Raw genomic sequence first — 19033 nt, 5'->3', positions numbered from 1 at the left:
GATCTACGTGATGGGCGCCGACGGTTCGGGCCAGACCCGTATCTCCTTCGGCGACGGCGTCTATTCGACACCGGTATGGTCGCCGCGCGGCGACCTGATTGCCTTCACCAAGCAGACCGGCGGCGAATTCCAGATCGGGGTCATGAAGACCGATGGATCGGGTGAGCGCATCCTCTCCTCCGGCTTCCAGCAGGAGGGACCGACCTGGGCGCCGAATGGCCGCGTGCTGATGTTCTTCCGCGATTCCGCCGGTGGCCCCAAACTGGTTTCGGTCGATCTGACCGGACGCAACGAGCAATCGATCCCGACGGCGAACTTCGCTTCGGACCCTGCCTGGTCGCCGCTGCTGGAGTAAGAGACGAACTGAGGAACTGGGGAATTGAAGAACTGAAGAATGGAGAAGGCGGGCGGCCACATCAAGCGTGCGAAGGATCTAGAGGTTTATAAGCGCGCTTATGTGGTCTCTCTTGACGTGCATAAAGCTACGCTCGCCTTCCCGAAAATGGAGCAATACGCACTGGCTGATCAGTTGCGTCGCTCCAGCAAGGGAATCTGCGCCAATTTGGCTGAGGGATTTGCCAAGCAGACTCACTCCAAACCCGAATTCGCGCGGTTCATTTCGATGGCAATGGGTCATGCAGCGAAGTGGAGACGTGGATTTCCTAAGCGTTCGACCTTGGATACATCAGCCAGGCACAACACGACGATTGGCTGCGATCCTATGCCCATATCTACGGCATGCTGATCAATCTGAGAGAAAAGCTGAAGTGAATTCTCTCTTCAGTTCCTCAATTCCCCAACTCTTCAATTCCTCTTTTCCATCTCTTTGTCGCGTTTTGGCCGTATTTCCGCCTAGGGTCCGCGCCAACTGTGGCTCATGGCCAATGGCTGCGGACGGGCAGCTTAAACCAAAATTTAACCGTGTTTCTTGAATGCCGGTTAACCCAAACGTGGTTACTGGGTGATCAACGAAATCACTCAAATTAGACCACTCGAATTACGAAGGAGAGGCGGCATGGGCCGTATTGCAGCACTTACCAGAAACCCGGTCATGATCGCGCTGGTGGCGATGCTCGCCATCGCCGGTTGCGCCTCGAAAAAGACGCCGAACAACGCGGCCGATCTTGGCCTTAACGGCGCCGGCGCCGCAACACCCGGATCGGCGCAGGACTTCACCGTCAACATTGGCGACCGCATCTTCTTCGATACGGACTCGACCTCGATCCGTGCCGACGCGCAGACGACGCTCTCGCGCCAGGCACAGTGGCTGAACCAGTACAAGCAGTATGCCATCGTCGTCGAAGGCCATGCCGACGAACGCGGAACGCGCGAATACAATCTGGCGCTCGGCGCCCGCCGCGCAGCCGCTACCCGTGACTTCCTTGTCGCCAAGGGCGTCTCGGCCAGCCGTCTCAAGACCATTTCCTACGGCAAGGAACGTCCGGTCGCGGTTTGCGACGACATCTCTTGCTGGTCGCAGAATCGCCGCGCGGTCACTACGCTTAGCGGCGCTGGCTCCTGAGGCATCATGGACCGGCGCGTCAAAGGACGCGTGGCCGTCTAGCGGTAAAAATGCAACATACTTGTGCGAAAGGCGGCCTTGGGGCCGCCTTTTTCATATCCGGATGCCCGAAACAAAATTTGGCCGAAGTCTCGGCTCCTGCTATGAGCCGAGGGCGCTTGGCTGGTCCCATTCTGATTGGAAGGCGCGAACAAGCTAACGAAATCACTGCGAGAGGCACATGCATTTGAGATCGGTTCTGAGCGGCACGCTTGCGCTGCTGCTCCTATCAGGCGTCACCGCCCTGGCTAGCGGCACCGGGGCGAGCGGCACAGGGCAATCAACCGACAGCGGCTTTACCTTCCATCTTCCCAGTATCGAATTGCCCGGCTTTTTTGGTCAAAAGAAGAAACCGGACCAGGTTCAGCTGGTGCAGTCCGATCCTACCGCTGTCACCAGCCTGGAAGAGCAGCTGCGGCAGATGAACGGCAAGATCGAGGAACTCAATTTCCAGGTCCTGCAAATGCAGGAGCAGATCCGCAAGCAGCAGGAAGATAATGAATTCCGCTTCCAGCAGCTGGAAGGTGGCGGCACGCAAGGCGGACAGCCGCCGGCGCAGAAGAAATCGGACGCCACCACCGGCACCGACAACAACGTGGCGGCGGCCCCGGCAACACGGGCGCCGGCCGATGCCGGCGCCGAGCCCGCCAACGATCAATCGGCAGTCGGCAAGACGGTCGAGGACGTCATCGTCGAATCTCCGGATGGCGACCCCGGCAAGGTTATTCCCGGTACGGGAGCGCCGGAAAAGACCTTCGGCAGCATCACCGTCGACAAGAACGGCAATGTCATCGATGCCGGCGGCAACACACAATCGACCGCGCCGGCGCAGGATACCGCGCCAGTCGCCGGGGCGGCGCCCAAGGCCGGCAAATCCGATACGGTGGTCGCGGCGTTGCCCGCCACCAACAATCCGGAAGAGCTCTACCGCAACTCATACCAGTTCATCCTCTCGGGCGACTACGGCACCGCCGAGCAGGGTTTTCGCGACCACATCGCCCGCTTCCCCAAGGATGCGAAGGCCGCGGACGCGCATTACTGGCTGGGCGAGTCATTGCTCGGCCAGCAGAAATACCGCGATGCGGCCGAGACGTTCCTTGCCGCCAGCAAGGACTACCCCAAGGCCAAGAAAGCTCCCGATATGTTGCTGAAGCTCGGCGTGTCGCTGGTCGGCCTCAAGCAGCATGACGTTGCCTGCGCCACTTTCAGCGAGGTCGGCAAGCGCTACCCCGATATTTCCAGCGCGCTCAAGGAACGCGTCAAGCAGGAGAAGGCTCTGGCTGCCTGCTGATCCTTGTCATACATGTCGTTGTCCTGAAACCGGGATCACTTTTGGGCGACATGCATCATGCTCGACACCGAGCCGGACCTCTCGACTAACCCTTTTTCGCATATCGATTTTACCAGCGGCGCTGTTGCGGCCGTGTCCGGCGGCAGCGACTCGACCGCCCTGCTCCTTCTTCTCAAACACCATCTCGAACGTAGGGCGCCGGCAACCAGGCTGCTGGCGGTGACGATCGACCACGGTTTGCGGTCCGGTTCGGCTGCGGAAGCGCAAACAGTGGCGAAGCTGTGCGCCAGGCTCGGAATTTCACACCGCATCCTGACATGGTCGGGTCCAAAGCCATCGACCGGTCTGCCCGCCGCCGCTCGCGAGGCGCGCTACCGGCTGCTAGCCGAGGCGGCACAAGCGGAAGGCATCGGCATGATCCTCACCGGCCATACCGCCGACGACCAGGCGGAAACGGTGCTGATGCGGCACGCGCGGGACGAGGGCCAAGGCCATGCCGGCATGGCCGGCCGGGGACTTGCCGGCATGGCGCCGGCCACCCTCTATGACTGGCGCATTTGGATCGTGCGGCCGCTCCTCGGCGTGCGGCGCGCGGCATTGCGCGACGTCCTGCGCCGTCAAAATGTCGGCTGGGCTGACGATCCGACCAATGACGACGCGGCTTTCGAGCGGCCGCGTGTGCGGGCCGCACTTGCCGGCGAGAGTGTCGAGCATGTGAAGGGCATGTTGATGCTCGCGGGCCAGGCCGCCCTCGAGCGCAGGCAGCTTGGCGCCAGCGCAGCCGGTTTGATCGATGGCTTCGCCAGCCAGCCAGCCATCGGCCTCATCCGCCTCGACCCGTGCCTGCTCTCCTCCGGTGACGAGCAGGCGGCCGTCTATGCGTTGCGCATCCTTCTGGCCACGACCGGCGGGATTGCCTTCCTGCCGGATCAGGCCCGCAGCGAGGCTCTGTTCGGTCGGCTGAGGGCTGGATTTCTTTGCGCCACATTGTCGCGGACGGTTGTCGATTCCCGGCGCTCCGGCATATTCCTGCGCCGCGAGGCGCGCGGACTGCCCGCCGCCGCTGCCGCCACCGGCAGCACCCTGTGGGACGGCCGCCGGCACATCACATTGAACGACAGCAGCAGCGCATTGTTGATTGCCCCGTTAGGCACGGCAGCGGCGAAACGGCTCGCGACGGGTGAAGGAAAAACCCCGTCGAGCCTGATGCGCGCCGCGCTCGCGGCCGAACCGGCGGTGTGGCAGGCCGGTGAATGCCTTGGTTTGCCTGGATATGGACTGAAGTCCGCGACGGTGGAAGTGCGGCCGGTCGTTGCCCCCTTCGGCCGCTTCCTGCCATCCTTCGACCTAGCGCTGGCGCGGGCCGTCGCCGGGCTGATTGGCGCGGCCCCGGTCCCGCCCTTGCCTTTCAGCGGCCACAGTGCCGGCTGAGGGTTGCGCGAAAGCTTAACCCAGACGTGCTGTTCTGCTTGGCAAGGGGGGACGCTCTCCCTATGTTAGGCGCAAGTTTCCTCTCATGACGCGTGTCCGCCTCGCGGACGCCAACGGGACAATTGATGAATCCGAACTATCGCAACCTCGCGCTCTGGGCGATCATAGCGGTCCTGCTCATAGCCCTGTTCAATTTGTTCCAGACGCCGCAGACGCGAGGGGCTTCCAGCGATGTGCCTTATTCGCAGTTCCTGCAGGATGTCGCGGCGGGGCGGGTCAAGACGGTGACCATTGCTGGCGCTCGTATCAGCGGCACCTACACCGACAATTCCAGCGGTTTCCAGACCTATTCGCCCGGCGATCCTTCGCTGGTCTCGCGGCTGCAGGACAAGAACGTCACCATCAATGCACGGCCTGAAACGGACGGTTCCAATTCGCTGTTCGGCTATTTGATCTCCTGGCTGCCGATGATCCTCATCCTCGGCGTCTGGATATTCTTCATGCGCCAGATGCAGTCCGGCTCCGGCCGCGCGATGGGCTTCGGCAAATCGAAGGCCAAGCTGCTCACCGAAGCGCATGGCCGCGTCACTTTCCAGGACGTTGCCGGCGTCGACGAAGCCAAGGAAGATCTGGAAGAGATCGTCGAGTTCCTGCGCGATCCGCAGAAGTTCCAGCGGCTCGGCGGCAAGATTCCGCGCGGCGTGCTGCTCGTCGGCCCTCCGGGAACCGGCAAGACGCTGCTCGCGCGCTCGGTTGCCGGCGAAGCCAATGTGCCGTTCTTCACCATTTCCGGTTCTGACTTCGTCGAGATGTTCGTCGGCGTCGGTGCAAGCCGCGTCCGCGACATGTTCGACCAGGCCAAGAAGAACGCGCCCTGCATCATCTTCATTGACGAAATCGACGCAGTCGGCCGTCATCGCGGCGCCGGCCTCGGCGGCGGCAATGACGAACGCGAGCAGACGCTGAACCAGCTGCTGGTCGAGATGGACGGTTTCGAATCCAACGAAAGCATCATCCTGATCGCTGCCACCAACCGGCCCGACGTGCTCGATCCGGCACTGCTCAGGCCAGGCCGCTTCGACCGCCAGGTCGTGGTGCCGAACCCTGACATCGTCGGCCGCGAGAAGATCCTCAAGGTGCATGTGCGCAACGTGCCGCTGGCGCCCAACGTCGACCTCAAGGTGATCGCGCGCGGCACGCCTGGCTTCTCCGGCGCCGACCTGATGAACCTCGTCAACGAATCCGCGCTGATGGCGGCACGACGCAACAAGCGCCTCGTCACCATGGCTGAATTCGAGGACGCTAAGGACAAGATCATGATGGGCGCCGAGCGCCGCTCGTCGGCCATGACGCAGGCCGAGAAGGAACTGACCGCCTACCATGAGGCCGGCCACGCCATCCTCGCGCTCAACGTGCCGTCGGCCGATCCGCTGCACAAGGCCACCATCATCCCGCGCGGCCGTGCACTCGGCATGGTCATGCAGTTGCCCGAAGGCGACCGCTATTCGATGAGCTACAAATACATGATCTCGCGGCTCGCCATCATGATGGGCGGCCGTGTCGCCGAGGAGTTCAAGTTCGGCAAGGAGAACATCACCTCCGGAGCTTCTTCGGATATCGAGCAGGCGACCAAGCTGGCGCGTGCCATGGTCACGCGCTGGGGCTTTTCCGACAAGCTCGGCCATGTCGCCTATGGCGACAACCAGGAAGAAGTGTTCCTTGGCCATTCGGTGGCACGCACGCAGAACGTCTCGGAAGAAACGGCGCAGATCATCGACGCCGAAGTGCGCCGCCTGATCGATGAGGCCTATTCGTCGGCGAAGTCCATCCTGACCAAGAAGAAGAAGGAATGGATCGCGCTGGCTCAGGGCCTGCTGGAATACGAGACGCTGTCCGGCGAGGAGATCAAGCAGTTGATCGCCGGCCACAAGCCCGCACGCGACCTCGGCGACGATACGCCGCCAAGTCGTGGCTCGGCCGTGCCGAAGTCCGGCGGCCGCCGCAAGAAGGGTCCTGAGCCCGAAGGCGGTATGGAACCACAGCCGTCGAGCTGAGTTCGGCCACCGATTTCATCGAACGCCGCGGCTTGCTCCGCGGCGTTTTTTGTTTTTGGCGTTGGGGAGGAGTTGTCCGCGACCTCGCATCTGCGACGGTGACGATTGGCGAAAGTCTAGGTGATAGCCAATCTCCCCCACAAGGGGGAGATTGGCAACGTCGCCGCTGGCGTGCCCTCGAAGGCAACAAAAAGGCCCGCGAACCCTGCGGTTCGCAGGCCTTCTCTTCTTCAGATGTCTTGTCGCTCAGCTCTTCAGCTTGGCATTGCACAGGCTGTAATAACCGCCGCCCTTCTGGATCCAGCGAAGGCCGTTCAACGTGCCCGCGTCCTTGTTGCCATGGTAGCCCTGGAGACAGGTCTTCATGCGCGCCTTCGCGGGCTTTTCGGTCTTGAACTCGGCGGCCAGCGTGGTCGGAAATGTCACGCCCGCGGGCGCTACAGTGGGGGCGACCGCCGCGCTGGTTTCTTTTTTCGTCTGCGGCTCGGTTTTGACCGTATCCTCGCTGACACTGTCCGCTGCTGATGTCGCGCACTTCTCCTTGCGAAAAGCCGTCCAGTCCATGCCGTTCAGAGTGCCGCCTTCCTTGGCTGTTCGATAGGTCTCGCCGCATTCCTTCATCGTCAGTGCGCTTGCGGGGGCGACGCTCCAAGCGACAAATGCGGTCGCAGCCAATACCGCCAATTTCAAACCGTGCATAAGACCCTCCTGGTTGATAATAAGTTTGACGTCTTTTTGTATATGGTTTGTTCTCTATATGTTCAACCAGAATCTTTACGGACTACCGATGAGCTTGGCGGTGGGCAGTGTAGGCGAATTGATGATGCCGGCAGCCCGGCGACATGCAGATGCGAGCAAGGCAGTGTGCGTCTTCGCGCAACAAAAAAGGCCCGCGCATCTTGCGATGCGCGGGCCTTTGTTTGGAGACTATGGCTAAGCGATCAGCTCTTCAGCTTGGCGTTGCACAGGCTGTAGAAGCCGCCGCCCTTCTGGATCCACTTCAGGCCGCCAAGCGAATTGGCGTCCTTGAGGGCATAGTACTGGTCGAGGCAGGTGTGCATACGGCCCTTTCCGGGGGTCTCGCTGGTATATTTCGGCGAGATCGCGGACGGGAAGGTGACGCCCTTGGGCGCAGCCGTCGTCGGCTTCGCCGGCTCCTTGGTGTAGCTCGCCTCGTCGGCGGCCGGCACGGTGTCGTCATCCGAGGCGGCTGCGCCGCACTCGGTCTTGCGGAAGTCGTTCCACTTCATGCCGTTCAGCGTGTTGGCCGTCTTGGCGGCCTGATACTTGGTGCTGCATTCGGCCATGCTCAGGCCCTTGCCGCCATTGTCTGCGGGAGCGGCGGGAGCCGCGGCGGCCTTGGTGGTCGCCGGCTTGGCGGCGGCAGCGGCGGATGCACCGGCGGCGCATTCGGATTTGCGGAAGTCGTTCCACTTCATGCCGTTCAGCGTGCCGGCAGCCTTCGCCGCCTGATACTTGGTGCTGCATTCCTTCGCCGTCAGGCCCTTGGCCGTGCTGTCGTCCGCCGCGGCGGCAGCCTTCGTGGTGTCGGTCGCTTTCTTGGCATCGGCCGGCTTGGCGTCGGTCGTCGCTGCGGCGTCGGTACCGCACTGAGCCTTGCGGAACTGGTTCCAGGTCGCTCCGGCCAGTGTCCCCGCATCCTTGGCGGCGTTATACTTCGTGCTGCACTCGGCCATCGTCAGTGCGTTGGCTGGCGCGGCCAGGAACAAGGTCGCGACGGCGAGGCCGGTCAAAGTGGCAAGTCGGTGGATGAGCATAGCGTTTCTCCGTTGCAGCAGCCCATGATACGTCCCTGCAAATCAATAACGCTCAACGGTCGGTTGCGCCAGATGCTAAGTGGCGTATATATCGCCGAAAATCGGCTTCTCCCGATAAGGTGATGAAATCGTTGTCCGTTGCCTGGTTCAGAGCAAGATTTTCCTGGTGCATCCGCGCTGAAAGGCTCGAATGACTTGTATATTGCAGCATGGCAGTCTGGGCATGTCAGGTTGCGGCCACGTTGTGTGCAGTGCACAACAATGGTTTTCTAAGGATTGGTAACGTATAATCACACAATGTGATCATAGCGCCCTGGCCACTTGTGGCATGACGTGCCGGGGAAGAAACGTCGAGGAAGCTGACTGGCATGGCAGGGAATTATTTCGGCACGGACGGCATTCGCGGACGCGCCAACAAGTTTCCGATGACCGCTGAAATCGCGATGCGGGTCGGCATGGCCGCCGGCCTTTCTTTCCAGCGCGGCAGCCATCGACATCGTGTCGTGCTCGGCAAGGACACCAGGCTTTCCGGTTATATGATCGAGAATGCCATGGTCGCCGGTCTTTGTGCCGCCGGCATGGACGTGTTCCTGCTCGGCCCGATCCCGACGCCGGCTGTCGCCATGCTGGTGCGTTCGCTGCGCGCCGATATCGGCGTCATGATCTCGGCCTCGCACAACCCCTATTACGACAACGGCATCAAGCTGTTCGGACCCGACGGCTACAAGCTCTCCGACGAGATCGAGGAGCGCATCGAGAGCATGCTCGACAGGGATATCGAACTGGCGCTCGCCGACTCCGACGGGCTTGGCCGCGCCAAGCGCGTCGACGGCGTGCATGACCGCTACATCGAATTCGCCAAGCGCACCTTGCCGCGCTCGATGTCGCTCGCGGGCTTGAGGATCGTCGTCGATTGCGCCAATGGCGCGGCCTACAAGGTGGCGCCCGAGGCGCTGTGGGAACTGGGCGCCGAAGTCGTCGCCATCAATGTCGAGCCCAACGGCTTCAACATCAACAAGGAATGCGGCTCGACCCACCCGGCCGGCCTGCAAAAGAAGGTGCACGAAGTGCGCGCCGATATCGGCATCGCGCTCGACGGCGACGCCGATCGCGTCGTCATCGTCGATGAAAACGGCGCGATCGTCGATGGTGACCAGATCATGGCGCTGATCGCCGAATCCTGGCACCAGAGCGGGCGGCTTGCCGGCGGCGGTGTCGTCTCAACCGTCATGTCCAATCTGGGCCTCGAACGCTTCCTCGGCGACATGAAGCTGCAATTGCACCGCACCAAGGTCGGCGACCGTTATGTCGTCGAGCATATGCGCGCGCATGGCTTGAATGTCGGCGGCGAACAGTCGGGCCATATCGTGCTGTCCGACTTTTCGACCACCGGCGACGGCCTGGTTTCGGCGCTGCAGGTGCTGGCCTGCATCAAGCGGCAGGGCCGGCCGGTCAGCGAACTGTCGAAGAAATTCGAACCCGTGCCGCAACTCCTGAAGAACGTTCACATTTCCGGCGGCAAGCCGCTCGAGGAGGCGCCGGTCAAGGCCGCCATCGAAGACGCGCGTAGCCGGCTCGGCAAGACCGGACGGCTGGTTATCCGGCCATCCGGGACAGAGCCGCTGATCCGCGTGATGGCCGAGGGCGACGACCCGCAACTGGTCGAGTCCGTGGTGAATGGCATCGTGGACATCATCTCGGAAACGCGCAGCGCCGCCTGACCCCCACAGCGCCCGGCAGGACGTCGTCGCCTGAACCTGTCCAAGGCCCGCCTCTCGGCGGGCTTTTTCTTGTCGGCTCCCAGTCTGTTCGCTGTTCGGAAATCTCGCGCCGGTCCCCAGAAGTTTCGAGATTCGTGGTTAAGCAACAGGGTTAAACGCCTTTTAACCTTTGCAATTCATTATCCACGACTGAAAGCCAATCGCATTTCGGGCGGGTTTGCCGTTCCGAGCTTCTCAGGGGTGACAAGCATGTTCAAGACAGCAAGAAAGGCCCTGCTCGCCTTACTGTTCGCAGGCCTGGCGGGGCCGTTGTTCGCGGCCGACCTGCCGGAACCGATCGTCGAAGAGGCTCCGCCTCAGGCCGTCTACGAGCAGCCGGTAGAAGTCGGCGGCTGGTATATCCGTGGCGACATCGACTATCACAAGTCGACCGTGCGCGGCATCGACTATATGACCTACACCGTCGATCCCTGTAACTGTACGGTTACGCCCGGCACCAGAAGCTTCGATTTCGGCAAGCTCAAGGGCGGTTTCTCGCTCGGCGCCGGCGTCGGCTACAAGATCAACGATCACTTCCGGACCGATTTGACCGCCGACTATTGGTTCAAGTCGAACTTCAACGGCGGCACCTCGGATATCAACGGTACTTCGACCGAAGTATCGAAGATGAGCGCCCTGCTACTGCTTGCCAACGCCTATGTCGATCTCGGCACCTACCATGGCATCACGCCTTACGTTGGCGCCGGCATCGGCGGCGCCCGCGTCAAGTGGGATGATGTCTACGACCCGAACACCACCGAGTTCAATCCCGGCAGATCAAGCTGGCGTTTCGCCTACGGTCTGATGGCCGGCGCTTCGTACTGCTTGACCGACAAGATCATTCTCGATGCCGGCTACCGCTTCTCCCATATCCAGGGCGGCCGCATGTTCGACTGGAACATCACCAGCTCCGGTCCCGGCTTCGATCGTGGCATCAACACACACGAAGTGCGCGGTGGCCTGCGTTACCAGTTCGGTGGCAACAACGGTTGCGCCGCGCCGGTCGTTGCCTACCAGCCCGAACCCGAGCCGATCTACACCAAGTAACAGCATCTACATTACTTGAATTCTTCACAAACCGCCCGGCCTCAGCCGGGCGGTTTTTCGTTGGCCGCCTGGAATCGACAGGGGAAATGAATTCGCTAACGCTCTGTTAGCCTTAACCGCCACTTAACCACTATGGTTAACAATGCTCCTTGAAACGATGGCTGCCGCTGCGATTGCGGGCTGCGCCAAATTCGGGAGTCGGGGACCATGAAACTTACATCGCGTATGGCGCTGGCGCTCGGTGCACTAGCCCTCCTGCCGCTGACGCCGGTGCACGCGGCCGACTACGATCCGCCGATCTATGTCGACCAGGCGCCCGACTACGTCCCGGTCGAGGTCGGCTCCGGCTGGTATCTGCGCGGTGATCTCGGCTATGCCTTCAACAAGCCCTATGAATTTTCGGAAACTCCGGCCGGTCTGGTTACGGATACCAGCCCGCTGTCTGGTTCGATAGGTATGGGCTACCATTTCAACGATTACTTCCGTGGTGAATTGAATTTCGGTCTGCTGCCGACAAGCAAATTCGCCAGCAAATTCGACAGTACTTGCGATGGAACGCAGACGGTGACTGTCACCAGCGGTGGCAGCACAAGCGCGTTCGCCGGCCCAAGCACCCGTGGATGCGAAGGCTCCAACGACGGCAACAACAAGGCCTACGATGTGATGGCCAGCGCCTTTGTCGACCTGGGCACTTATGTCGGCTTCACGCCCTATGTCGGAGGCGGTGTCGGCATAGCGTACAGCACCTACAAGTACGCTCAAGGCGCTCGCAACTGTCAGAATTCATCGACAACATCAGGTACAACCACGACCATCTTTGAATGCGACGATCCAAACGGCTATGATGGGACGACGCAGTCGGAGAAGCAGTTCAGCTTCGCCTATACGCTCGGCGCCGGCTTTGCTTATCAGGTCAGCAAGAATGTTGCAGTCGATGTCGGCTATCAATACACGGCTCTGCCTTCCGCGAAATACGTGACAGCAGACGCTGTCGGCAACCCTGAGTTCAAAAAGGGCCTCGATTATCATCAGGTCAAGGTCGGGCTGCGCTACGATCTCTGGTAGGCGCGGCGAGTACGAGGACCAGCACGGCGGATCATGGGGTCCGTCGTTTGCGTTTGAAGTCACGACATCCTGATCGGGGATCGCCGGTATCCCGGCAACGACAAAAACTTTCCTCTTGACGCCTGAAGCCCGAACGAATATCGCCGTCCGTGGGCCACCCCTCCCCAACGAGGGGCCACTATCTGGAAGGATAGACCACGATGACGACGCATACGAAGCCCGGACTCCGTCCGGCAAACCCCAATTTCTCCTCAGGTCCCTGCGCAAAGCGCCCCGGCTGGTCGGTCGAGGCGCTAAGAAATGCTGCGCTCGGCCGTTCCCACCGCGCCAAGATCGGCAAGACCAAGCTCGAACAGGCGATCGAGCTGACGCGGGAGATTCTCCAGGTCCCGGCGGGTTACCGCATCGGCATCGTGCCGGCGTCGGACACCGGTGCGGTCGAGATGGCGCTGTGGTCGCTGCTCGGCGAGCGCGGCGTCGACATGGTCGCCTGGGAGAGCTTTGGCTCCGGCTGGGTCACCGACGTGGTCAAGCAATTGAAGCTCGCCGACGTGCGCAAGATCGAAGCCGGCTACGGCGAGCTGCCTGATCTCACCAAGATCGATTTCGACCGCGATGTGGTGTTCACCTGGAACGGCACCACGTCGGGCGTTCGCGTGCCGAACGGCGATTTCATTCCCGCGGACCGCAAGGGCCTGACCGTCTGCGATGCGACTTCCGCCGCATTCGCGCAGAGGCTCGACTTCGAAAAACTCGATGTCGTCACTTTCTCCTGGCAGAAGGTGCTGGGCGGCGAGGGCGCTCACGGCATGCTGATCCTGTCGCCTCGCGCTGTCGAGCGGCTGGAAACCTACAAGCCCTCATGGCCGCTGCCGAAAATTTTCCGCCTGACCTCAGGCGGCAAGCTGATCGAAGGCATCTTCAAGGGCGAGACCATCAACACGCCCTCGATGCTGTGCGTCGAGGATTACCTCGATGCGCTCAACTGGGCGAAGTCGACCGGCGGCCTCGACGCGCTGATCGCCAGGGCGGATGCCAATGCGGCCGTCCTCGATCGCTTTGTCGGCAAGTCCTCCTGGCTCGGTCATCTCGCCGTCCAGCCGGCGACACGGTCGAACACGTCCGTCTGCCTGTCCTTCACCGATCCGGACGTGTCCGCGCTCGACGCCGACGGGCAGGCGGCCTTCGCCAAGGGGCTGGTGTCGGTGCTCGACAAGGAAGGCGTCGCCTATGATATCGGTGCCTATCGCGACGCACCGCCCGGCCTGCGCATCTGGTGCGGCGCGACGGTCGAGACGTCGGATCTCGAAGCGTTGCTGCCCTGGCTCGACTGGGCATTCGCCGCACAGAAGGCGTCGCTCAAAGCGGCGGCCTGAGATCATTCGCGGCGGCCTTCGGGCCGCCCACTCCCATCAGGATCAAATCCATTTCAAGGAGGCCGCCATGGCGCCCCGCGTTCTCGTCTCAGACAAACTCTCCCCCACCGCCGTGCAAATCTTCAAGGATCGTGGCGTCGAGGTCGACTATCTGCCCGATCTCGGCAAGGACAAGGATAAGCTCGCCGAAGTGATCGGCCAGTATGATGGCCTCGCCATCCGCTCGGCGACCAAGGTCACCGAAAAGCTGATCAACGCCGCTACCAATCTCAAAGTCATCGGCCGCGCCGGCATCGGCGTCGACAATGTCGATATCCCGGCGGCAAGCCGCAAGGGCATCATCGTGATGAACACGCCCTTCGGCAACTCGATCACCACAGCCGAACATGCGGTGGCGATGATCTTTGCGCTGGCGCGCCAGATCCCTGAAGCCAACGCCTCGACCCATGCCGGCAAATGGGAAAAGAACCGCTTCATGGGCGTCGAGATCACCGGCAAGACGCTGGGCGTCATCGGCTGCGGCAACATCGGTTCGATCGTCGCGACGCGCGGCGTTGGCCTCAAGATGCACGTCATCGCCTTCGATCCGTTCCTGTCGGACAGCCGTGCCGAGGAGCTTGGCGTCGACAAGGTCGAGCTCGACGAGCTGTTCGCCCGCGCCGATTTCATCACCCTGCACACGCCGCTGACCGACAAGACGCGCAACATCATCGATGCCGCGGCGATCGCCAAGATGAAGAAGGGCGTGCGCATCATCAATTGCGCACGCGGCGGTCTGATCGTCGAGGCCGATCTGGTCGCAGCGCTGAAGAGTGGCAAGGTGGCCGGCGCTGGCGTCGACGTCTTCGAGGTCGAACCGGCCGAGAACAACGAACTGTTCGGCATGGAGAATGTGGTGGCGACGCCGCATCTCGGCGCCTCGACGACGGAGGCCCAGGAGAATGTCGCGCTGCAGGTTGCCGAGCAGATGGCCGACTATCTGATCAAGGGCGCCGTCTCCAACGCCATCAACATGCCGTCGATCACCGCCGAGGAGGCGCCGCGGCTGAAGCCGTTCGTCAAGCTCGCCGAGGTGCTCGGCGCCTTTGTCGGCCAGGTCACCGAGGATCCGATCAAGGAGGTGGAGATCCTGTTCGACGGCTCGACCGCGACGATGAACACGCGCGCGCTGATCAGTGCAGCACTCGCCGGGCTGATCCGGCCTCAGGTCTCGGACGTCAACATGGTGTCGGCGCCGATCATGGTGAAGGAGCGCGGCATCATCGTGGCCGAGGTCAAGCGCGACAAGTCGGGCGTGTTCGACGGCTATATCAAGCTGACGGTGAAGACCGAGCACATGACGCGCTCGATCGCCGGCACATGCTTCTCGGATGGCAAGCCACGCTTCATCCAGATCAAGGGCATCAACCTCGATGCCGAGGTCGGCCAGCACATGCTCTACACCACCAATGCGGACGCGCCGGGCATCATCGGCCTGCTCGGCACCGTCTGCGGCGAGAATGGCGTCAACATCGCCAACTTCCAGCTCGGCCGCAACCGGCCGGGCGGCGATGCCATAGCGCTGCTCTATCTCGACGCGCCGTTCCCGGAAGCCGTGCTGGAAAAGGTCAAGGCGCACAAGTCGATCGACTCGGCCAAGCGGCTGCAGTTCGACGTCAACGCGATGTGATTGAGGACAGGCGGTCGCCGACCCACCTCGTTGACGCCGGCCGCCGCGGCGGCCGGTTCATGTCAACTCGTCCGAGCCATCGGAGACACCCACGCGATGTCGGTAGACCAGTTCCCAGCCCTTCCAGCCCGTAAACAGCAAGATGAGAACCACGATCAGCGATAGGACGATGCCGGTTGGCATCACGGCCGCCGCTCCGCCGGCATACCGCGAGTACCAGTTGTAAAGCTCGATCAACACGACGAGTACATTGCCGCCGGCATGGAGCCATGCCGTCGTGAGATTGCGGACCTGCACATCGCCGAGAACATCCGTCAAGCCAGCAAGCGCAGCCAGGGCAGCCATGATCAGGCCTGCGCCGAGAAGCCAAAGCGACCCGGTGACCCATCCAGGATCGGCTGTTCGCCAGAAGATAAGGTCGCAAACGAAGGTGCCGACAAAAAAGGCAATCGGAAACGGAATCAGCATCGGGTGGATAGGGTGACCAGCAATGCTTGCCGTGCTGCGAGGGTTGTGGCTCATCATGTCGCCTCCCTGGCGTTCAAACTCCGCTGGAGGTGAAATGTTCCAAGTAGGGGACGCGGCAGGATTCATGCCGCTGTTTCCGCGCCATTGGCGAAGTCCAGGCCGTTCGCGTGATTACCGCGACGGCGGAGGGCGTCAGCCGCCAAATGTCATCCGCGGTGGTCCGCCACCGCCATCTTGCGCCCGCTGTATTCGGCAAGCCCGATGCCGCCCAGCACGAGCACCAAGGCCAGCGCCTGATAGAGCTGGAACGTCTCGCCGACGATCAGCACCGACAGCAGCGTGCCGAAGATCGGCACCAGATTGATGAACAGGCCGGCGCGGTTGGCGCCGATCAGCTCGTTGCCCCTGATGTAGAAGATCTGCGAAACGACCGATGCGCCGATCGCCGTATAGACGATGACGGTCCAGCCGCGCGCGTCGGGCATGATGACCTTGCCGGCGAGGACCTCCCACAGGAAGAACGGCAACGAGGTGACGAGTGCCGAAACCGACAGGGCCAGCATCAGGCTCTGCCAGTGCATCACCGGCTTCAGCCGCAACCCCACCGAATAGCCGCTGTAGAGAAAGACTGCGACCAGCATGATGGCGTCACCGAAATTGAGTTCCAGCGTCAACAGCCGGCGCGGGTCGCCATGGCAGGCGGTGAGGATCACGCCGGCGACGGTCAGCACGACGCCGACAATCTGCGCCCAGTTCACGCGCAGGCGGAAGAAGACGAAATTGGCAGTCATGATCAGGATCGGCATCGCCGCCTGTTCGATCGAGACATTGATCGCTGTCGTGTAGTTGAGCGCCGTGTAGAAGATGGTGTTGAACAGGGTGAAGCCGCTGGCGCCGAGGGCGACCAGCACGAACCAGTGCTTGCGGACTACCGGCCAGTCCTTCTGGATGGTCTTCCAGCCGATGGGCAGCATGATCGCCACGGCCAGCACCCAGCGCAGGAAGACCAGCGTCATCGGCGAGACGTGATCGACCGCCAGCTTGCCGGCCACCGAATTTCCACCCCAAAGCAAGGTGGTGAGCAGCAGGAATATGTAGGCGCTTCGATGCATCGCGGGATTCCAGTCGCCGGAGCTGCGGTGTTTGCCGGCCTATTGCCCTCGCTCGCCCAAGTAAATGATGTCAAAGCCGAAAATTGTTGTGCCTCAGGGCATTTTCGACGGCAAAGAAAGGTCGCGCTCGCGAGGTCTTGACGTTATAGAGGCCTGTCGTTTCGAACCATATTCAAGCCGCTTGGCGGCGTCTCAAGGGAAAAGAAACATGGCCAATGTGGTGGTCGTCGGCTCGCAGTGGGGTGACGAAGGCAAGGGCAAGATCGTCGACTGGCTGTCGGAGCGCGCCGATGTCGTGGTGCGTTTCCAGGGCGGCCACAATGCCGGCCATACGCTGGTCGTCGACGGCAAGGTCTACAAGCTGTCGTTGCTTCCGTCGGGCGTCGTGCGCCACGGCAAGCTGTCCATCATCGGCAATGGCGTCGTGTTCGACCCGCACGCTTTCGTCGCCGAGGTGGCAAAACTCAAGGCGCAAGGTGTCGAAGTAGCGCCGGATCGCCTGAAAATAGCCGAAAACACAGCGCTTATCCTGTCCCTGCATCGAGAGCTGGACGGATTTCGTGAGGACGCCGCATCCAATTCCGGGACGAAGATTGGCACGACCCGTCGCGGCATCGGCCCCGCCTATGAGGACAAGGTGGGCCGGCGCGCGGTCAGGGTGATGGATTTGGCGGATTTGGAAACACTGCCCTTGAAAATCGACAGGCTGCTGACGCACCACAATGCGCTGCGTCGCGGGCTTGGTCATGCGGAAGTCACGCATGACACGATCATGCAGGAACTAACCTCGGTCGCCGACGACATCCTGCCCTATATGGACCGGGTCTGGAAGATCCTCGACGACAAGCGCCGGGCTGGCGAGCGCATCCTGTTCGAGGGCGCGCAGGGCACACTGCTCGATATCGACCACGGCACCTATCCGTTCGTGACCTCGTCGAACACGGTTGCCGGACAGGCTGCCGCCGGCTCCGGCGTTGGCCCGGGCGCCATCGGCTATGTGCTCGGCATCACCAAGGCCTATACGACACGCGTCGGCGAGGGTCCGTTCCCGACCGAGCAGAAGAACGAGGTCGGCGAATTCCTCGGCACGCGCGGCCATGAATTCGGCGTCGTCACCGGTCGCAAGCGCCGCTGCGGCTGGTTCGACGCGGTGCTGGTGCGCCAGGCCGTCGCGGTCAACGGCATCAAGGGCATCGCGCTGACCAAGCTCGACGTGCTTGACGGGCTGGACGAGATCAAGGTCTGCACCGGTTACCGTCTCGACGGCGAGATGATCGATTATCTGCCGGCCAGCCAGGGCGCGCAGGCACGTGTCGAACCGGTCTACGAGACGCTCGAGGGCTGGAAAGGCACCACTGCCGGCGCGCGCAGCTGGAATGATCTGCCGGCCCAGGCGGTCAAGTATGTCCGCTACATCGAGGAGCTCATCGGCGCACCGGTCGCGCTCCTTTCCACCAGCCCGGAACGCGACGACACGATACTTGTGACCGATCCGTTTCAAGACTAGTTTCTGAGCCTTTCCGGGCATCGCGGCTGATTTGCGGGGGCCGACGCGGAAGCAAAATACAGGTCGACTGAAGCATGGCAGATTTCGTTGCTATTCTGAAAAACGCGCTCGACAAGCATGGCGACGAGACGCCGGAAAAGCGTACGCGCATCTATGCCAGCGTTCGCACCATGCTAGCGAAGAAGCTTGGTGAACGTTCGCCGCCGTGGGCTCCCGAAGCCATAGCCACGCAGATGCGTTCGCTGGAAGACGCCATTACAAGCGTCGAGCGCGATTATGCCAAGAGCGTGCCGGAGACCGACCCGCTCGCGGAGCTGGAACACATCTTTTCGTCGATCGATCGCAACAAGAACCAGCCAAGCCATACGAGGCAGCCGGCGAAGGCGGAATCGGCCTGGCCGGCACCGCCCGTCGCCAAGCCCGAGCCCTATCAACCCGCGCCGCCGCCTGCCGCCAAGGTCGAGCCAAGCTGGCAAAGGTCGACGCCGGCGCCTGCCCAGCCGGCTCGCGCCGACACGCCTCTTCCAGGCATGAACGCCGAGGAGGCGGACGACGAGGCCGATGTCTTTTCCAGCAACGAAGACAATGAAGAGCCGGTACCGGATACCTTCCAGCGCCTGCGTCCCGCCGAGCGCAAGCGCAGCTATGGCGGGCTGATCGCGGCCGTCTTCGCACTGCTGGTCGTTGCCGGCGGCGGCTACGGCATCTGGCTGAACAAGGACGCCTTCGGCAAGATGCTGGGGCTTGGCGGCAATCAGGTAGCGAAAACCGAACCCGTGAAGCCAGCGCCGGCCAAGCCGGCAACCGATGCCGCGGCAGCGCCGCCGGCGCCCGCGGCTGGCGGCACGGAAGCCGAAAGCACGAAATTCACCCAGCGGCTGACACCGCAGGGTGGTGAAGTCGACCCGGGTCCG

15 protein-coding genes and 2 pseudogenes are annotated in these 19033 nt (G+C 62.1%); 13 read left to right on the top strand and 4 right to left on the bottom strand.

The annotated features are described in order from the left end of the window. The 6 genes and pseudogenes from EN969_RS01775 to ftsH form a co-directional block, all read left to right on the top strand. Window positions 1-355, top strand: a pseudogene (locus EN969_RS01775) (PD40 domain-containing protein); the annotation flags it as partial. A gap of 39 nt (window positions 356-394) precedes the next feature. Further along, window positions 395-745 carry a four helix bundle protein gene (locus EN969_RS01770; protein WP_224618753.1) on the top strand — a complete coding sequence of 117 codons (351 nt, stop codon included), beginning with the start codon at window positions 395-397 and terminating at the stop codon, window positions 743-745. Window positions 746-1015: 270 nt separating this feature from the next. Beyond that, on the top strand, window positions 1016-1522 hold the full coding sequence (gene pal / locus EN969_RS01765) for a peptidoglycan-associated lipoprotein Pal (RefSeq protein ID WP_013529149.1): 507 nt from the start codon (window positions 1016-1018) through the stop codon (window positions 1520-1522). A 220-nt stretch (window positions 1523-1742) separates the two neighbouring features. Next, window positions 1743-2852 carry a tol-pal system protein YbgF gene (gene ybgF, locus EN969_RS01760; protein ID WP_027162518.1) on the top strand — a complete coding sequence of 370 codons (1110 nt, stop codon included), beginning with the start codon at window positions 1743-1745 and terminating at the stop codon, window positions 2850-2852. Between the two features lie 57 nt (window positions 2853-2909). Then, a complete protein-coding gene (gene tilS, locus EN969_RS01755; RefSeq protein ID WP_063169198.1) occupies window positions 2910-4283 on the top strand; it encodes a tRNA lysidine(34) synthetase TilS in 1374 nt (457 codons plus the stop codon). Window positions 4284-4408: 125 nt separating this feature from the next. Continuing rightward, a complete protein-coding gene (gene ftsH, locus EN969_RS01750) occupies window positions 4409-6337 on the top strand; it encodes an ATP-dependent zinc metalloprotease FtsH (protein ID WP_013529152.1) in 1929 nt (642 codons plus the stop codon). A 246-nt stretch (window positions 6338-6583) separates the two neighbouring features. Here the strand turns inward: ftsH and EN969_RS01745 are convergent, their stop codons facing one another. Next, window positions 6584-7036: a hypothetical protein gene (locus EN969_RS01745; RefSeq protein ID WP_013529153.1), complete on the bottom strand. Its 453-nt coding sequence runs from the start codon at window positions 7034-7036 to the stop codon at window positions 6584-6586. 242 nt (window positions 7037-7278) lie between these two features. Continuing rightward, window positions 7279-8115: a hypothetical protein gene (locus EN969_RS01740; RefSeq protein ID WP_063169197.1), complete on the bottom strand. Its 837-nt coding sequence runs from the start codon at window positions 8113-8115 to the stop codon at window positions 7279-7281. Window positions 8116-8483: 368 nt separating this feature from the next. Between EN969_RS01740 and glmM the strand changes: the two genes are divergently transcribed. From glmM to serA, 5 genes are all read left to right on the top strand, one after another. Beyond that, window positions 8484-9836 (top strand): phosphoglucosamine mutase, encoded by a 1353-nt coding sequence (gene glmM, locus EN969_RS01735; RefSeq protein ID WP_013529155.1) that lies wholly within the window; start codon window positions 8484-8486, stop codon window positions 9834-9836. A gap of 249 nt (window positions 9837-10085) precedes the next feature. Then, entirely contained in the window at window positions 10086-10922 is an 837-nt protein-coding gene (locus EN969_RS01730; protein WP_013529156.1) for an outer membrane protein, read from the top strand. A 225-nt stretch (window positions 10923-11147) separates the two neighbouring features. Next, a complete protein-coding gene (locus EN969_RS01725; RefSeq protein WP_318011902.1) occupies window positions 11148-11987 on the top strand; it encodes an outer membrane beta-barrel protein in 840 nt (279 codons plus the stop codon). A 200-nt stretch (window positions 11988-12187) separates the two neighbouring features. Then, window positions 12188-13363 carry a phosphoserine transaminase gene (locus tag EN969_RS01720; protein WP_013529158.1) on the top strand — a complete coding sequence of 392 codons (1176 nt, stop codon included), beginning with the start codon at window positions 12188-12190 and terminating at the stop codon, window positions 13361-13363. A gap of 67 nt (window positions 13364-13430) precedes the next feature. Beyond that, window positions 13431-15032, top strand: a complete 1602-nt coding sequence (gene serA / locus EN969_RS01715) for a phosphoglycerate dehydrogenase (protein WP_024502929.1) — start codon at window positions 13431-13433, stop codon at window positions 15030-15032. A 57-nt stretch (window positions 15033-15089) separates the two neighbouring features. Here serA and EN969_RS01710 read toward each other — a convergent pair whose 3' ends face one another. Both EN969_RS01710 and EN969_RS01705 read right to left on the bottom strand, forming a co-directional pair. Beyond that, window positions 15090-15554: a DUF2231 domain-containing protein gene (locus EN969_RS01710; protein WP_013529160.1), complete on the bottom strand. Its 465-nt coding sequence runs from the start codon at window positions 15552-15554 to the stop codon at window positions 15090-15092. Window positions 15555-15706: 152 nt separating this feature from the next. After that, window positions 15707-16612: a DMT family transporter gene (locus EN969_RS01705; RefSeq protein WP_063169196.1), complete on the bottom strand. Its 906-nt coding sequence runs from the start codon at window positions 16610-16612 to the stop codon at window positions 15707-15709. A gap of 208 nt (window positions 16613-16820) precedes the next feature. Here EN969_RS01705 and EN969_RS01700 point away from each other — a divergent pair, with 208 nt between their 5' ends. Continuing rightward, complete coding sequence (locus EN969_RS01700; RefSeq protein ID WP_063169195.1) at window positions 16821-18119, top strand: adenylosuccinate synthase; 1299 nt, start codon at window positions 16821-16823, stop codon at window positions 18117-18119. Between the two features lie 74 nt (window positions 18120-18193). Beyond that, window positions 18194-19033, top strand: a pseudogene (locus tag EN969_RS01695) (hypothetical protein); the annotation flags it as partial.

Origin of the sequence: Mesorhizobium sp. M7A.F.Ca.CA.003.01.2.1 (assembly GCF_003998945.1) — a bacterium.
GTDB lineage: Bacteria > Pseudomonadota > Alphaproteobacteria > Rhizobiales > Rhizobiaceae > Mesorhizobium > Mesorhizobium ciceri.
This window is presented reverse-complemented; position numbering and strand designations above follow the sequence as displayed.

What these genes read in the sequence shown, in the direction of transcription:
- EN969_RS01770 (WP_224618753.1), top strand. Translation starts at nt 395, where the DNA reads ATGGAGAAGGCGGGCGGCCACATCAAGCGTGCGAAGGATCTAGAGGTT.
- pal (WP_013529149.1), top strand. Translation starts at nt 1,016, where the DNA reads ATGGGCCGTATTGCAGCACTTACCAGAAACCCGGTCATGATCGCGCTG.
- ybgF (WP_027162518.1), top strand. Translation starts at nt 1,743, where the DNA reads ATGCATTTGAGATCGGTTCTGAGCGGCACGCTTGCGCTGCTGCTCCTA.
- tilS (WP_063169198.1), top strand. Translation starts at nt 2,910, where the DNA reads ATGCTCGACACCGAGCCGGACCTCTCGACTAACCCTTTTTCGCATATC.
- ftsH (WP_013529152.1), top strand. Translation starts at nt 4,409, where the DNA reads ATGAATCCGAACTATCGCAACCTCGCGCTCTGGGCGATCATAGCGGTC.
- EN969_RS01745 (WP_013529153.1), bottom strand. Translation starts at nt 7,036, where the DNA reads ATGCACGGTTTGAAATTGGCGGTATTGGCTGCGACCGCATTTGTCGCT.
- EN969_RS01740 (WP_063169197.1), bottom strand. Translation starts at nt 8,115, where the DNA reads ATGCTCATCCACCGACTTGCCACTTTGACCGGCCTCGCCGTCGCGACC.
- glmM (WP_013529155.1), top strand. Translation starts at nt 8,484, where the DNA reads ATGGCAGGGAATTATTTCGGCACGGACGGCATTCGCGGACGCGCCAAC.
- EN969_RS01730 (WP_013529156.1), top strand. Translation starts at nt 10,086, where the DNA reads ATGTTCAAGACAGCAAGAAAGGCCCTGCTCGCCTTACTGTTCGCAGGC.
- EN969_RS01725 (WP_318011902.1), top strand. Translation starts at nt 11,148, where the DNA reads ATGGCGCTGGCGCTCGGTGCACTAGCCCTCCTGCCGCTGACGCCGGTG.
- EN969_RS01720 (WP_013529158.1), top strand. Translation starts at nt 12,188, where the DNA reads ATGACGACGCATACGAAGCCCGGACTCCGTCCGGCAAACCCCAATTTC.
- serA (WP_024502929.1), top strand. Translation starts at nt 13,431, where the DNA reads ATGGCGCCCCGCGTTCTCGTCTCAGACAAACTCTCCCCCACCGCCGTG.
- EN969_RS01710 (WP_013529160.1), bottom strand. Translation starts at nt 15,554, where the DNA reads ATGAGCCACAACCCTCGCAGCACGGCAAGCATTGCTGGTCACCCTATC.
- EN969_RS01705 (WP_063169196.1), bottom strand. Translation starts at nt 16,612, where the DNA reads ATGCATCGAAGCGCCTACATATTCCTGCTGCTCACCACCTTGCTTTGG.
- EN969_RS01700 (WP_063169195.1), top strand. Translation starts at nt 16,821, where the DNA reads ATGGCCAATGTGGTGGTCGTCGGCTCGCAGTGGGGTGACGAAGGCAAG.